We start from the raw sequence: 14,644 nt of genomic DNA on the forward strand, positions 1-14,644 counted from the left end.
GTTATGGTATTATTATACCACAACCCAGGAACGTATGTTTGTACGCAGCAAGAAAAGAGCCCGCATATCATCCATAAAGGAAGCAAGCGGGCTCTCATATTAATAAAAGTAAAAGAATTACTCAGTGATCCATACTGTTTTCGCGGCAACAGGCTCTCTTTTGCCCGGCTGCTGCGGATTAACAGGGTATCCGATATAGATTAGGCCGACAATCTGTTCGGCTTCCGATAGACCGAACGCTTGCTTCATTCGCGGATGATAAGCGGGCTCACCAGTACGCCAAACGGCTCCAAAACCCATACCATGAGCGGCTAGCAGTAAATTTTGCACCGCTGAATGAACAGCTGCAAATTCCTCCATTCGGTTAACGCCTGCAGCCGAGGACGGAGATACCGCAACCGCAATAACGACTGGGGCGCGGAATGCTTTGTCAGCCTGCTTTTTACGCAAAATTTCCAGCTCATCATCCGTCTTCTTCCGATCCAGCTCCATGGCAATATCCGCGTAAGCATCTCCCAGCACTTGCCTGCCCGGACCTGTCATGACGAAGAAACGCCATGGCTCTGTTGTGTGATGACTTGGAGCCCATGCTGCGGCTTCTAGAAGTTTTTCAATATCATTACGATCCAAAGGGTCTTGTTTTACTTTACCTACGCTTCGTCTATCACGGATCGCTTCCCACAAGCCTATTGTATTAATCGTTTCCTGGTTCATGTGATATACCACCTTCGCTCGAATTGCAGTTTATATTTCAGATCTTCAGCTCAGAGCATCCCTCTACTTGAGAATAATTATCATTATGATTATATAAGTAAGACCACAATTTTTCAACTGGCTAAACGACGTTCTTTTGAAAACCAGTTTAAATCATTGTATGGCATAGTTCATATTCGGGTTATCCCGACCACTTAGAGGCTTAGATCCATAAGAAACGTTCTTCTTCAGCTCCGCTGAAAACTTATCAAGTCTGATATTATAAAAAAACAAGCCCCCATCACGTTGACCGCGGATTGGAAGCTTGTTTGGACGAATTTGAGGCTGATGCTGTTCGCACTATCCTTTTGGGAATTCTCTGAAGCACTACTTACTGCGCACTTCAAATATAGCAAATTTCAAGTAATGGCCTTCGTCCACACCCAAAATTCGCGGATGATCCTTGCCTGCCCCTCGAAACTCAATAAGCCGCAAAATTTTCTTCGCATCCGCCGCCGCCGCATGAATCGTCTCAAGAAATAAATCCGGCCTCATATGATAGGAACAGCTGGCCGTAACCAAATAGCCGCCTTCATTAACCAGCTTCATCCCTTGAAGATTAATATCCTTATAGCCTCTGCATGCCCCTTCGACCGCGCTCTTTGTTTTTGCAAACGCAGGCGGATCCAATATAACTACATCCCAGGTTCGACTTTTAGAATCTAGAGGTTTCGATGTGTCGACTTTTTTAACATCAGCCATACTTCTTTCCTGACGCTGATCGAGCCCCTTCACCTGCTGGCGCAAATATTCAAAAGCATCGGCAACAACGAACTCTACACGATCCTCGAAGCCGTTAAGCTTAACATTGGTCCGTGCACTTTCCACTGCATGCTCCGAGATGTCGAGGCAGGTCACCTTCTTCGCACCATACTTGCATGCATTCAATGTGAAGCTGCCGGTATGAGAAAAGCATTCCAGCACCGTAGCGCCATCCCATAAAGGAAATGTAACTTTTTTGCCATTAGCATTTACTGGAACCTTAACGGTTCCGCCAGAACCATCCTCGGCCGGCAGCTCTTGCAGCGCGATGCCGCTTCGTTTTCCCCAGCCTGTCATTAATGGTGCAATAGCAGCACGATTTTCTCTTTGGTCAAAGAAATAGCCCGTCTTTTGGCCTTCCATAATATCGATTTCCAGCAGAAGACCATTTTCGGTAATCTGTACATGACGCGGACATTCACCATACAGAAGCCCTTTACGCAGCTCCAAGCCTTCCAGCTCACGTATGCTCACATCACTGCGTTCATAAATCCCTTTGGGTTGCACAACCTCAACCAGAGCCGAAACGATAGCATCCCTTACCCGTTCCATTCCTAGGGTCAGCACCTGCACAACAAGTACATCTTCAAACCGGTCTACGATTAATCCTGGCAAAAAATCCGCTTCCCCATATACCAGTCGGTACGAAAGCGCGCCCGGCACAAACCGCTCCCTCTGTTCCATGCAGCGAATAAAACGCTCCACAAAAAAAGCGTGCGTCATCTCCTCAATCGGTTCATAAGCAACAATACGCACCGTGATTTGTGATAAAGGATTCCAATAACCGGTTGCAAGATACTGTCCCAGGTGGGACTGTACAGCTACCAATTGTCCTGGAACGGGCTCTCCCTCGGTGCGCTCCAGCTCGGATTTGTAAATCCAGGGATGTCCGGCTTCCAGTCGTTTTTTTCTCTTTTTATCTAAATATACTGCGGGCACATTCTGTTCCCCATCTCTAATATGTTTTCCTACCCTCCCAAACCCTCCCTGGAAGGGAGGGCCCAAAGGGCTACGCCCTCTGGACACCCGAAAGTTTGGAGGGGACATTCAGTAGCCACTCCCTTGTTACTGAAGTGAACTATCGCTTTCGTCCCTTTGGGACACGCTTTACGGTTGTTCTCCCTACATCTGAAGTTCAATATACCGTAAACTAGTACGAACTATTGTCTTTAAGACCATTCACAATAGCAACACCTGAGCTGGTACCAAGACGTGTTGCACCGGCTTCAATCATCTTCAGAGCGGTTTCTAGATCACGCACTCCACCGGAGGCTTTAACGCCGATCGAAGCAGATACGTTACCGCGCATTAAACGAATATCTTCGACAGTCGCACCGCCTGGACCGAAGCCCGTTGAGGTCTTCACATAATGAGCGCCAGCCTCCTCGGACAGCCTGCAAGCAGCGATTTTCTGCTCTTCATTTAAGAAACCCGTTTCAAAAATTACTTTTACTATAGCCTGTCCTTGAACTGCTTGAACGACTGCCCGGATATCTTCACGAACTGCGTCATAATTTCCTTCCATCAGCTGTCCAACCTGCAGCACCATGTCAATTTCATCAGCACCGGCTTCAGCAGCTTTAGCAGCTTCAAACGCCTTGACCGCGCTATCATTGGCACCCAAAGGAAAACCGCAAACAACACTGATCTTGACCTCGCTGCCTGTTAGAGCTTTCTTGCAGACTGGCACCCATACTCCATTAACGCACACGCTGTAGAATCCGTATTTTACCGCCTCATCACACAGCTTCAGAACAGCCTGTTCATTGGAATCAGCTTTAAGTAAAGTGTGGTCTATATAAGCTGGAATTTGTTTAGGGTCGATGGACAACCCTTTTTGAGCTTCGCTCATTCAATTCACCTCATATCCTAAGGAATGTAATGCCTTTTTCATAACCGAATCGTTATTCCCATACCCGGAATGCTTCTGCTGATACCAGGCATTCATAGGATCAAGCCATTCAACACCCCGAATTTCTTCAACCTGCGCCTGCAGTTCGCCACTCTTCGCTTCCACTAAAAAGTAATGAACCTCTTTATCAACCAAGCCAACCCCAGTTAAAGTAAATTGATAGGTAATAACTTCAAGCGGTTTCGTAATTGTTCCTACAATACCTGTTTCTTCTAAAATTTCCCGCAGCGCGGTCTGCTCCACCGTTTCCCCAGGTTCCATTTTACCTTTGGGAAGTGTAATTTTGCCGTAACGGTCTTGAATCATTTGAATTTTCAATTCATTTTGTTTTTTTCGATATACGACACCGCCTGCGGAAATTTCTCTCATACCAACCACCCTTTCCTTTAGGAGAAAGAATAAGGACTTCATCCACTTAATTCGGAATGAAATCCTTGCTAGTCACTACACATTCACTGCTTGGGCATGAGATAAATCCAGAGTACGCACCAATTGGCCGCGGCTCTCGTTAACGCCCGCTTCCAAAACTTTTACCTTGCATACACTGCCTACCCAATCTTCACTGCCTTCAAAAACAACCTGTAAATAATTATCTGAATACCCCATTATCAGACCGCTTCCCGGCTCACCTTTATGAGCGCGTTCCGGTATTACCTCAAGCACCTGACCAACATATTTCTGTGCATATGCCAGCTGCATACGTTCGGATAAGTCGATCAGCTCATGAACGCGAGCATTTTTCAATTCCTCGTCAACCTGATCCTCCATCCGAGCCGCAGGAGTGCCTGTCCGCTTGGAATAAGGAAACACATGCATTTCAGAGAATTGCATTTGCTTCATAAACTCGTACCCGTTGCGGAACATTTCCTCAGTTTCACCCGGGAATCCGACAATTACGTCGGTAGTTATCGCGACACCTGGCATAATCTTATGAATTTGCTCAATTTTACCCGCAAACTCAGCCGTCGTATATTTACGGCGCATTCTTGCCAATACGCGGTCATCGCCGGCTTGAAGCGGGATGTGTAAATGTCGGCACATTTTATCCGAGTTTTTAAGAACATCCAGCACTTCCTCGGTAATTTGACTCGCTTCAATTGAGCTGATACGGATTCGCTTCAAGCCTTCAACTTTATCCAAATCCCACAGCAGCTTAGCCAAGCTGTAATTTTCTATGTCCTCACCATAGCCACCGGTGTGAATCCCTGTCAACACGATTTCCTGGTATCCCGCTTCAACCAGCATCTGAGCTTGTTTAATAACGCTAACCGGTTCGCGGCTGCGCATCAAGCCACGGGACCAAGGAATAATACAGAAGGTGCAAAAATTGTTGCAGCCCTCCTGAATTTTTAAAAATGCACGTGTACGGTCTGCAAAATCAGGAACATCCAATTCTTCGAACTGGCGGGTTTTCATTATATTGCGGACTGCATTGATCGGCTGTCGCTCTTGATGCAGCTGTTGAACATAAGGAATGATTTTATCACGGTCCTGTGTCCCAATAACCAGATCGACTCCAGGGATCGCCAAAATTTCTGCAGGCGATGTTTGTGCGTAACAGCCAGTGACTGCGACAATCGCTTCCGGATTACGGCGTATTGCTCGGCGAATCATCTGGCGGCTTTTTTTATCTCCTGTATTGGTTACGGTACATGTATTAATGACATAAATGTCAGCTGTCGATTCAAAATCGACCTGCTCATAGCCTTCGTGCTTGAACAGCTGCCAAATAGCTTCCGTATCGTAAAAATTCACTTTGCAACCTAATGTATGAAATGCTACTGAAGCCATTGTTATTATCCTCCCATCTCTCCGGATTCGTACAAAATACAGGTTAGTCCGACCATTGCGGCTGTCTCCGTCCGCAAAATTCGCCGCCCTAGGCTGATTGACCTGCATCCTGCCGCTTCTGCGGCTTCGATCTCCTGCTCGCTGAAGCCCCCTTCGGGACCAACAATCAGCATCAGCTTAAGCGAGGACCTCTCGCTCCCAGCTTGCGTCAGAGTAGAGACAGGCATGGATATGCCATCAATCGATTTCAACCCGCAATCTATTGGAGCCAATCTATCCTTCATCGTGGATAAAGCGGCTTGAATCTCTTGGCGCAACTGTAAACCATCTTGCTTTTCATAACATATCCATGCTGCATCAACTTGTGTTGCACACTGGAGCAGCTGTTTCCACGATAGCGGAGCATCAACAGCAGGTATCTTGTTACGATGCGCTTGTTCAGCCGCCTCCTTGGCGATCTTCTGCCATCGCTCCACACGTTTGCCTTCTTTTTTGGCATCAAGCTGTACTACGGTTCGTTCGGATACAAAAGGAATAAACCTTCCGGCACCGATCTCTGTCCCCTTTTGGATTACAAGCTCCATCTTGTCGCCTTTAGGCAGGCTCTGCGCAATCCAAACCTCGACAGCAGGCTCATGGTTCATTTCAAGAAGCTCCACAATATCGGCAAGCACCTGCTCCTTACCCAATTCGTTAATTTGGACTATCGCTTCACGGTTCACACCATTGCTGACAATAACTTTCTCCCCGACTTTGGCCCGCATAACACGGATTAAATGGTGAGCATCATCCCCTGTAATCGTTACAGAGTTGTCGGCAAAAAGTTCAGGTGCAATAAAATAACGCTGCATGCTCTTCTCTACTTTCTGTCTAGCTTAAATGAACATCGTTTAATAAAATATCAACCTACATCATACTATGTTTTTTATGAAAAAGCTATCATTTACAGCATTCCCCAAGGTCTCTCCCAGCCATTCACCACTCACTTAAATGCGCCGAAAATGAGCCCCGCAGCCTGATTAAACGCACCTAGAATCGGCCATTGCAGCGCAAACACTGGTCCAATGGTTACACTGCGAATCGGCGGGATGAAAACCATCAGCAATATCGCGAAAAAAAGCCACTGCTCATAAGCCTTAAGCTTCATTGCCATGGATCGCGGCAGCACATCCTCCAAAATACGGTAACCATCCAAAGGTGGGAATGGAATCAGATTGAGAATGAATAAAAAGATATTTTGGATAACCATAAGATTAAAAAATAATTTGATTGCTTTAATTCCACCCTCTGAAAATCCATCAAACACATGAAGCTGAAGCAATGAATAATAGATAATCAAACTGAGGAAAGCAAGCACCAGATTGCTGAGCGGTCCTGCTAAAGAGACAATAATTCCCATTACCCGGGGACTTTTGAATTTCGCACGGTTTACTAACACGGGCTTAGCCCAGCCAATGCCGATGATTAGAAAAAAGATCATCCCCAGCCAATCAATGTGAACGCGGGGATTAAGCGTCAGACGCCCCATAGAACGGGGCGTCGGATCTCCAAAGCGGTCTGCAAAAAAAGCGTGTGAAAACTCATGTATAGCAAAAGAAATCAACAGAACAACGAAAACAAACGGCATTTCCTCTAAAGGAAAAGGAAGAAATGAGCTGAAATCCATAGTTTCCTCCTATAGTTTCCGGGCGATAATAACAACCCAATCTTGATCCTCATAGTGCTCGGCAATAGTAAACCCAACAGCCGTCAACCCTTTTTCCACATCGTCCTGCTTGCTCTTGATGACACCTGATACAACATAAGTTCCGCCTTGGGCCAGCACATCATAGACATCCTTTACGAACATCAGAATGATTTCGGCCAGTATGTTCGCTACGACTACCTGTACAGGAATTTTTACACCCAATGCAGAAACAGGAGCATCTGACGAGCCTTCCAAAGTACTTTCCCGCAGTACCTGCAGCAAATCGCTTTGTTTTACCGTAATGTGACTTTCGAGTCCATTCAATCGACTATTCTCGTTGGCACTAGATACGGCCACAGGATCCAAGTCCAGCGCTAGAACATGCTTCGCTCCAAGCTTAGCCGCCGCTATGGCAAGCACACCGGAGCCGGTACCTACATCAATCACATCATCGCCGCTTTGGACAACTTTCTCCAAGGTCCGCAAGCATAATGAGGTTGTTGCATGCGTTCCAGTACCAAAAGCCATTCCCGGGTCCAATTCAATAATTAATTCCTCCGGTCCGGGGGTGTAGTCCTCCCATGTAGGCTTGATCGTTAAGCGTTCCGAAATGCGAATCGGCTTGAAATACTGTTTCCACGCATTAGCCCAATCCTCATCATCCACTTCCTTAAGCTCAAATTCAGGGCTGCCTGTATCGATATCGTACTCAGCCAGTTGAACAACGGACTGCTTCAATTCCTCCATCACTGCTTCCATGTCAGTTCCTTCAGAAAAGTAGCCTTTTATAACCGCTCTCCCTTCCGGAATATCATTAAAAGGCAGTTCATACCATTGGCCTAACGAAGTGTCTCTCTTCTTGTTCAATGTACCGGATTCTTCAATAGAAACACCACCGGCACCTAACTCATGTATAAAATTCGAAATCATTTCAATTGCTTCCTCAGTTGTATGTACCGTCACTTCATGCCAGCGCACTTTTGTATCCTCCTTGGAGTTTTCATTGGAAAACCTGTATTTTAAGCTTAAGCTGAGTTATAACGCCAGCAAAAACTGTCTCATATGCATATGCTGAGCTACAGCTCATAAAATTGCACATGATTACCAGTATACTATACTTGACCGCACCGGTAAAATAGCAGACTTGGAAAGCTTTCAATAATACAGTTTACAAGCTCTATTTTTCAGATAGAAGTGGACAACAAAAATGGCCTCTGCAAAAGAGTTACCTTTGCAGGGGCCATTGGATATTGTTCAATACATAAAGAACCTAATTTAACGCATTTATTGCGGCTTGGATGTCAATACTGGCTTGATTCAACAGCTCTTCTTTCTCCTTATCGGAGATTAGTCCGTTAAGATAAACCTCCTCGATATCTTTTCCCCACAACCCTTTCAGGTTAACCATTAACTCATAGGTGGAAATCCCTGAAATTTGAGATAGCTTCAAGCCGCTGCTAAGTGCTTCATTAAGCTCGTTCGCATCATATTCTGCAGTGAATAAGGAAATATCCTGAATGATCGATTTTTCACGTTTTTTTAACAATGCTGCACCATCAAAATTCGATTGAACTTGCTGGACCGTTACAGTAATACCGCCCGGAGTTTCAATTCCTGTTCGGATTGCCTGCAATGCCTCTTCCTTGTATGTCGAAGCTTGCTCAGATGAAATAGTACCTTCCGCCTCAGCTTGCTCAAGCTGTTGATAGATCGGCTGCTGCAATCCCTTTACCAGCTGCGCTGAATCTAACCGGGTTGCCTGTACCAGCGTTGCACCATTCTGCAAACGATCCTGAACATCTATGTTATCATCCTCGGATAATGTAATGGCAGCCGAATTGAGCGACGACATACGACTTTGAAGAACCGCTTTAAAATCGAATGCCTTCAAACTGCCTCCCCTGTAACCCGGAATCGATAACACTTCCAGCGTCTTACTTTTCATTTCTTTGCTTAAGTTATCCAATTCATCAACACTCGCTGCAAAATTATTTGCTGCATTGGCAACGGTTTGGTCAGCTAACTTGAACAGCTCACTGGACAAGTTCCCATTCAAACCTGAAGCTTGGCTTAATGTTTGTCCAGAGGCCAAAGCATCCAGAATATCACTCAAATCCTTGTTTGCAACCCCGGACGTATTAACAACCATCAATCTCATCCAGTCCGTTAATATTTTATTGCTATCCAAAGGAGCTTTAACAATGACAACTGCATCATCGTCATCTGCATATACAGATGGCGTCAAAGCCATTGTTCCATTAAATAATAATGCTGCGGAAAGCATACCTACCATAAATTGTGTTTTTCTTCTTTTCATTGTTTTTCTCCATCCTGTCTCTATATGTATTTCATTTCGCACAGGAAATGTATGATTTCTTTATATTTCTTATACGAAATGTTTCTATGCGAAATATATCACAGAGATTGTTTTTTGTGTGGGTCTTTTTTTTGAAATGTTTGAACATAATATGAACTTTTTGTAAAGAAAAAGAGGCTGTCCCAAAAGGGTATCAGTGAATGAATCAGTCCCAAGGATGTACAAAAACGCCTCCAAAACCACCATGTAAGCGGAAATGGAAGCGTCTTTTTCGTAGGGAAATTCCCCTCAGAGTGGGGGTTCGAAGATCCAGAAATGAGTTCGGCCGCTTTTGGATGTTGCTTAAGTGATGGGGCAAGAAGCGATGTTCAAAGGCTGTTTTCAATCTAGAGGAGACCATGATTTGTCGGGGCCGCTGCGAAAGAAAATAGATGGAAATTGTAACGCTAATCCAGCGTGGATATCGCCTGAAATCAATCTAACTGGAAAAACTAACTCTAATATAGGTGAAATGGTCGATATTAGCCAAAATACGTAGAATTAGCATGAGGAATTCCAGCTATAAGGCTTGGAACACTATTTTCGGAGTAACTAACTTGACATTTTCCTGATAATTTTGCACAGAGTGCGCCAAAATGCCATGCAATGCCGTAACCGAACCCCGAACCCGATACCCGCGATGAGCACGCGCTGGAAAGCGACCTCATCTTATTCATTCTAAGAATACACAAGAATGTGCAAAAGAGCCTTCAACTATTAAAGTGGAATTGAGGGCTCTTTTGCTACCATCTATTCAGTATAAAATGGTGGAGGGGTTGTCTCAAAATGTCTTTTGGGACACCCTCTTAATAGGTACATGCAGCTGTTCTTCTTACTTTATACTTGTCCACCAGCATCACGTATAACGCGCAGAGCTTGGTCATAGCTTTGATCGTTAACTACAACGGTAAGCAATGTATCCAAGCCGTTAATCCCTCCATAATCCTCGATAGAGCCGTCCGATGCTCTTGGTGCGCTTAGACCACTTGCATCCGTATTAGCCGCAGCCAATATGCTTGAATCGATATCTAATCCATCCGCCCCAAGATCCAAGTAAGCTAAACCAGGGAAATTTCCGCTAACCGGATTGATAGATTCACTTACTCCATCGCCAGAGAACTGTCCTATCTTATCAATAGACATATCGATCACCCTCAGAGCTTTTAGCTTGGGCAAAACACTTTCTGCTTCGGCCGGTGAACGGAAATATGCCAGTATGCCTTTCTCAGTCATCCTAATACCTCTCTTCGTAACCAAGTGGAGTAATGCTATTCTTGTCTTGCGTCAGCTTCTTTAGCTCTTTCCACTGCCCTCAAATCATCCTCATCAGCAACTTCTGCATTGAAATCGACATCTTCATTTTTCCCGTCAGCCACATTTTGCTGTTTCAGTTGGAAGTGTTGTTTTTCCTTATGTGTCATTGAAAAAATCCCTCGCTTTATATGTCTTTTTAAACGCTCCACCTATTCTCCGCAATAAAGTAAAATCTATTCAACACAAAAAAACACAGCAGACGAATAACCCTTCTGCTGTGTTTACGTATAAATTAATCTCCAAGAAAAGCCTTTTTCATTCGTTCAAAAATAGATTGGTTCTGCTCGTGAGTGTGCTCGCCGCTTTGACGTGCAAATTCCCGCAGCAATTCCTTTTGTTCTTCGTTCATAGTAGTTGGAGTAACAACGACGACTTTAACGTGCTGATCGCCTTGACCATATCCCCGTAAGCGAGGCACCCCTTTGGACTTCAGGCGGAAATAAGTATCCGTCTGTGTACCCGCAGGAATTTTCAGCTTAATTTTTTCAGTTAAGGTTGGAATCTCGATCTCGTCACCCAATGCAGCTTGCGCGAAGGTAAGCGGGATTTCACAATAAATATCATCGCCTTCTCGTTCAAAGAAGTCATGGGCTTTAACTCGAATAACAACGTACAAATCACCGGAAGGACCGCCTTTAGTTCCTGCTTCTCCTTCACCAGTAACACGAAGCTGCGCCCCGTCATCAACACCGGCTGGAATATTCAAGTGTATGGTGCGCTGTTTTTTCACTTTACCAGTACCGTGGCATGTTCCGCATTTATCTTTAATCGTTACACCTTGACCACCGCAGCCTGAGCATACGCGACGGTTAACAATCCGACCAAATGCCGTATTCTGCACCACTTCCTGCTGCCCGCTGCCATGACAAATCGAGCAGGTTTCCGGTTTCGTCCCAGGCTTCGCCCCATTGCCATGACAAGTATCACATGACTCGGTGCGTGGAATATGAATATCCGTTTCCTTGCCGAAAACCGCCTCTTTAAACTCAATGGTCATTGTATACTGAAGATCATTACCCCGCTGAGGTGCATTCGGATTGCGTCGTTGCCCGCCACCTCCGCCGCCAAAAAACATATCGAACAAGTCGCCAAAGCCGCCGCCGAAATCAGCGTTTCCGCCGCCACCCATACCTTGGTTCGGGTCGACATGGCCAAATCGATCATACTGAGCTTTTTTCTGATCATCACTCAATACATCGTAGGCTTCCTTTGCTTCTTTGAACTTTGTTTCCGCATCAGCGGCCTTGTTCACATCCGGGTGGTACTGACGGGCCATTTGCCGGTATGCTTTCTTTAGATCGTCCTGCGATGCATTCTTGCTAACCCCAAGCACTTCGTAGTAATCGCGTTTACTCATTATCCCACTCCCATTCATAAGACCATAGAAAATCCCCCGCTATCCACAGAAATTTGCTCCGCATAATTTCTTAAGCAACAAAGGGAAAGTCAAAGCCGAAAAACGGCTTTGACCTTTCATTCAACCTATGCTTTTTTGGCTCTTATTAGTTGTTTTTCTTCTCGTCAACAACTTCGAAGTCAGCGTCTACGACGTTATCTTTCTTCGCTGCGCCTTCCGGACCTGCTGCACCAGCTTCACCCGCTTGAGCTTGCTGCGCCGCTTGCTCATACAGCTTCACGGACAACTGCTGTACGATTTCGGTCAAAGCCTCAGTAGATGCTTTAATTTCATCCAGGTTGTCGCCTTCAAGAGCTTTTTTCACTTTTTCTTTGGCTTCATTTGCCTTGTCGATTTCAGCTTGATCTACTTTGTCGCCAAGATCCTTGATCGTTTTATCAACAGAGTAAACAAGTTGATCCGCGTTGTTGCGGGCTTCAACAAGCTCTTTACGCTTACGGTCTTCTTCCGCATTGGATTCAGCATCCTTCATCATGCGGTCGATTTCCTCATCGGACAAGCCGCTGGAGGAAGTGATCGTAATTTTATGGCTTTTGCCTGTTCCTTTATCCGTTGCATTAACATTAACAATACCATTGGAGTCAATGTCAAAAGTAACTTCAATTTGCGGAATACCGCGCGGTGCCGGAGGAATATCACCCAGCATGAAGCGGCCCAATGTTTTATTATCATTAGCCATAGCGCGCTCGCCTTGCAGAACATGGATTTCCACGCTTGGTTGGTTATCGGCATAAGTAGTGTAAACTTGGGATTTAGTTGTAGGAATAGTAGTGTTGCGGTCGATCATTTTAGTAAATACGCCACCCGCAGTTTCAATACCCAAGGATAACGGAGTTACGTCAAGAAGTACTACGTCTTTCACATCACCCGTTAGTACGCCTGCTTGCACAGCTGCGCCCAAAGCAACAACTTCATCTGGATTTACACCTTTGTGAGGCTCTTTTCCGATAAGCTTCTTAACAGCTTCCTGTACGGCAGGAATCCGTGTGGAACCGCCGACAAGAACAACTTTATCGATTTGGTTAGGGGATAGCCCAGCATCACTCAAAGCTTGACGAGTAGGTCCCATCGTTCTTTCTACCAAAGCAGCCGTAATTTCATCAAATTTAGCACGAGTCAGGTTGATTTCCAAATGCTGAGGCACTCCATCAACCACAGTGATAAATGGCAAGGAAACGGTTGTAGTCAATACGCCGGAAAGCTCTTTCTTTGCTTTTTCCGCAGCATCCTTAAGACGTTGAACAGCTGCTTTATCTTTGCTTAGATCAATGCTGTGCTCTTTTTTGAATTCTGCTACCAAATAGTCGATAACAACTTGGTCAAAATCATCTCCGCCCAAACGGTTGTCGCCGCTGGTTGCTTTTACTTCGAAGATACCTTCGCCAAGCTCAAGGATCGATACGTCAAATGTACCGCCGCCCAAGTCATATACAAGAATAGTATGATCTTCGGATTTCTCCATACCATAAGCCAAAGCGGATGCTGTCGGCTCGTTGACAATACGAAGCACTTCTAGACCGGCAATTTTGCCTGCATCCTTAGTTGCTTGACGTTGGCTGTCGTTGAAATAAGCAGGAACCGTAATTACAGCTTGTGTTACCGTAGTTCCCAAATAAGCTTCTGCATCGGCCTTCAGCTTCTGAAGGATGATAGCGGAAATCTCTTGAGGTGTATAGGTTGTACCCTCAATCGTTTCCTTATGACTAGTACCCATATGGCGTTTGATCGAGATTACAGTACGATCCGGATTTGTAATGGCTTGACGTTTGGCCGTTTCGCCTACAACGCGTTCGCCATCCTTCTTGAAGCCTACAACAGAAGGTGTTGTACGATTGCCTTCCGCGTTTGGAATAACAACGGCCTCGCCGCCTTCCATAACAGCAACGCAGGAGTTGGTTGTTCCTAAGTCGATACCAATTACTTTACTCATGTCAGATAATCCTCCTTTAATTTTGAAGCCATATTCACTAATCTATGTGGAAGAACGAAAAATGTCTGATAATCCAAGTAAACAACTCGCTAATTAAGTCATAATTAATTAAGAGCTCACTTTTACCATCGCAGGGCGAAGAACTTTATCTTTCAATAAATAGCCCTTTTGAATTTCTTCTACTACAATACCCTCTTCATGCTCTTCGGACTCAACCTGCATAATGGCTTGGTGGAATTCCGGATTGAACGGTTGTCCTACGGATTCCATAGCTTGCAAGCCTTCGTTCGCAAGAGCTTGGTCCAATTGGCGGGAGATCATGTCTACACCTTTATGCAGCGCTTCATAATCCTTACCCTCTTGGCCTGCGTTCAAAGCGCGTTCCAAGTTGTCCAATACAGGTAAAAGCTGCTCAATAACTTTCATAGAAGCATATTTAGCAAACTCTTCCTTTTCCAGGCGGGTTCTTCTTCTAAAATTGTCAAAATCCGCTTGGGCCCGCAGATAACGTTGGTAGTTCTCCTCAGATTCCTTGCGCAGCTGCTCAAGCTCCTGCTCGGAAGCTTGCTCTTGAGCGGCCTCTTCAGCTTCTGTGGACATGTTATTGGCATTTTCTACGTCACCGGGATATGTAGTATCCACATTTTGTTCGGTGTCCGCAGTAACTTCTGTCTGATTTTTTTGATTTGCACTCAATTTCTGTCACCTCCTTGATCCGAATC

Annotated in this window: 14 protein-coding genes; all 14 read right to left on the reverse strand. The window is 45.2% G+C overall.

Going from position 1 to position 14,644, the window contains the following annotated elements; all coding sequences use genetic code 11:
• Positions 1-117: 117 nt before the first annotated feature.
• Positions 118-714 (reverse strand): nitroreductase family protein, encoded by a 597-nt coding sequence (locus tag NV381_RS09500; RefSeq protein WP_258213041.1) that lies wholly within the window; start codon positions 712-714, stop codon positions 118-120.
• Positions 715-1,080: 366 nt separating this feature from the next.
• Positions 1,081-2,454: a class I SAM-dependent rRNA methyltransferase gene (locus tag NV381_RS09505; RefSeq protein ID WP_258213042.1), complete on the reverse strand. Its 1,374-nt coding sequence runs from the start codon at positions 2,452-2,454 to the stop codon at positions 1,081-1,083.
• Between the two features lie 211 nt (positions 2,455-2,665).
• Positions 2,666-3,367 (reverse strand): deoxyribose-phosphate aldolase, encoded by a 702-nt coding sequence (gene deoC, locus NV381_RS09510; RefSeq protein WP_258213043.1) that lies wholly within the window; start codon positions 3,365-3,367, stop codon positions 2,666-2,668.
• Positions 3,368-3,796, reverse strand: coding sequence for an NUDIX hydrolase (locus NV381_RS09515; protein WP_258213044.1), 429 nt, complete (start codon positions 3,794-3,796; stop codon positions 3,368-3,370). It lies immediately after the preceding gene.
• 75 nt (positions 3,797-3,871) lie between these two features.
• A complete protein-coding gene (mtaB, locus tag NV381_RS09520) occupies positions 3,872-5,218 on the reverse strand; it encodes a tRNA (N(6)-L-threonylcarbamoyladenosine(37)-C(2))-methylthiotransferase MtaB (protein ID WP_258213045.1) in 1,347 nt (448 codons plus the stop codon).
• 5 nt (positions 5,219-5,223) lie between these two features.
• Positions 5,224-6,069, reverse strand: a complete 846-nt coding sequence (locus NV381_RS09525; protein ID WP_258213046.1) for a 16S rRNA (uracil(1498)-N(3))-methyltransferase — start codon at positions 6,067-6,069, stop codon at positions 5,224-5,226.
• Between the two features lie 131 nt (positions 6,070-6,200).
• Positions 6,201-6,884, reverse strand: coding sequence for a site-2 protease family protein (locus NV381_RS09530; protein ID WP_258213047.1), 684 nt, complete (start codon positions 6,882-6,884; stop codon positions 6,201-6,203).
• A 9-nt stretch (positions 6,885-6,893) separates the two neighbouring features.
• A complete protein-coding gene (prmA, locus tag NV381_RS09535) occupies positions 6,894-7,883 on the reverse strand; it encodes a 50S ribosomal protein L11 methyltransferase (RefSeq protein ID WP_258213048.1) in 990 nt (329 codons plus the stop codon).
• Positions 7,884-8,175: 292 nt separating this feature from the next.
• Positions 8,176-9,222 carry a hypothetical protein gene (locus tag NV381_RS09540; protein WP_258213049.1) on the reverse strand — a complete coding sequence of 349 codons (1,047 nt, stop codon included), beginning with the start codon at positions 9,220-9,222 and terminating at the stop codon, positions 8,176-8,178.
• Positions 9,223-10,098: 876 nt separating this feature from the next.
• Positions 10,099-10,494, reverse strand: coding sequence for a hypothetical protein (locus NV381_RS09545; protein WP_258213050.1), 396 nt, complete (start codon positions 10,492-10,494; stop codon positions 10,099-10,101).
• A gap of 35 nt (positions 10,495-10,529) precedes the next feature.
• Positions 10,530-10,724 carry a YfhD family protein gene (locus tag NV381_RS09550; protein ID WP_258213051.1) on the reverse strand — a complete coding sequence of 65 codons (195 nt, stop codon included), beginning with the start codon at positions 10,722-10,724 and terminating at the stop codon, positions 10,530-10,532.
• Positions 10,725-10,807: 83 nt separating this feature from the next.
• On the reverse strand, positions 10,808-11,932 hold the full coding sequence (gene dnaJ / locus NV381_RS09555) for a molecular chaperone DnaJ (protein WP_258213052.1): 1,125 nt from the start codon (positions 11,930-11,932) through the stop codon (positions 10,808-10,810).
• A 145-nt stretch (positions 11,933-12,077) separates the two neighbouring features.
• Complete coding sequence (dnaK, locus tag NV381_RS09560) at positions 12,078-13,922, reverse strand: molecular chaperone DnaK (RefSeq protein ID WP_258213053.1); 1,845 nt, start codon at positions 13,920-13,922, stop codon at positions 12,078-12,080.
• 108 nt (positions 13,923-14,030) lie between these two features.
• Positions 14,031-14,618 carry a nucleotide exchange factor GrpE gene (gene grpE / locus NV381_RS09565; protein ID WP_258213054.1) on the reverse strand — a complete coding sequence of 196 codons (588 nt, stop codon included), beginning with the start codon at positions 14,616-14,618 and terminating at the stop codon, positions 14,031-14,033.
• Positions 14,619-14,644 lie beyond the last annotated feature (26 nt).

It is taken from the genome of Paenibacillus radicis (ex Xue et al. 2023) (genome assembly GCF_024722015.1).
Taxonomy (GTDB): domain Bacteria; phylum Bacillota; class Bacilli; order Paenibacillales; family NBRC-103111; genus Paenibacillus_S.

Bases quoted from the DNA above. Each gene is read 5' to 3' on its own strand.
- NV381_RS09525 (WP_258213046.1), bottom strand. From the start codon at position 6,069: ATGCAGCGTTATTTTATTGCACCTGAACTTTTTGCCGACAACTCTGTA.
- NV381_RS09530 (WP_258213047.1), bottom strand. From the start codon at position 6,884: ATGGATTTCAGCTCATTTCTTCCTTTTCCTTTAGAGGAAATGCCGTTT.
- NV381_RS09500 (WP_258213041.1), bottom strand. From the start codon at position 714: ATGAACCAGGAAACGATTAATACAATAGGCTTGTGGGAAGCGATCCGT.
- dnaK (WP_258213053.1), bottom strand. From the start codon at position 13,922: ATGAGTAAAGTAATTGGTATCGACTTAGGAACAACCAACTCCTGCGTT.
- NV381_RS09515 (WP_258213044.1), bottom strand. From the start codon at position 3,796: ATGAGAGAAATTTCCGCAGGCGGTGTCGTATATCGAAAAAAACAAAAT.
- NV381_RS09545 (WP_258213050.1), bottom strand. From the start codon at position 10,494: ATGACTGAGAAAGGCATACTGGCATATTTCCGTTCACCGGCCGAAGCA.
- mtaB (WP_258213045.1), bottom strand. From the start codon at position 5,218: ATGGCTTCAGTAGCATTTCATACATTAGGTTGCAAAGTGAATTTTTAC.
- deoC (WP_258213043.1), bottom strand. From the start codon at position 3,367: ATGAGCGAAGCTCAAAAAGGGTTGTCCATCGACCCTAAACAAATTCCA.
- dnaJ (WP_258213052.1), bottom strand. From the start codon at position 11,932: ATGAGTAAACGCGATTACTACGAAGTGCTTGGGGTTAGCAAGAATGCA.
- NV381_RS09540 (WP_258213049.1), bottom strand. From the start codon at position 9,222: ATGAAAAGAAGAAAAACACAATTTATGGTAGGTATGCTTTCCGCAGCA.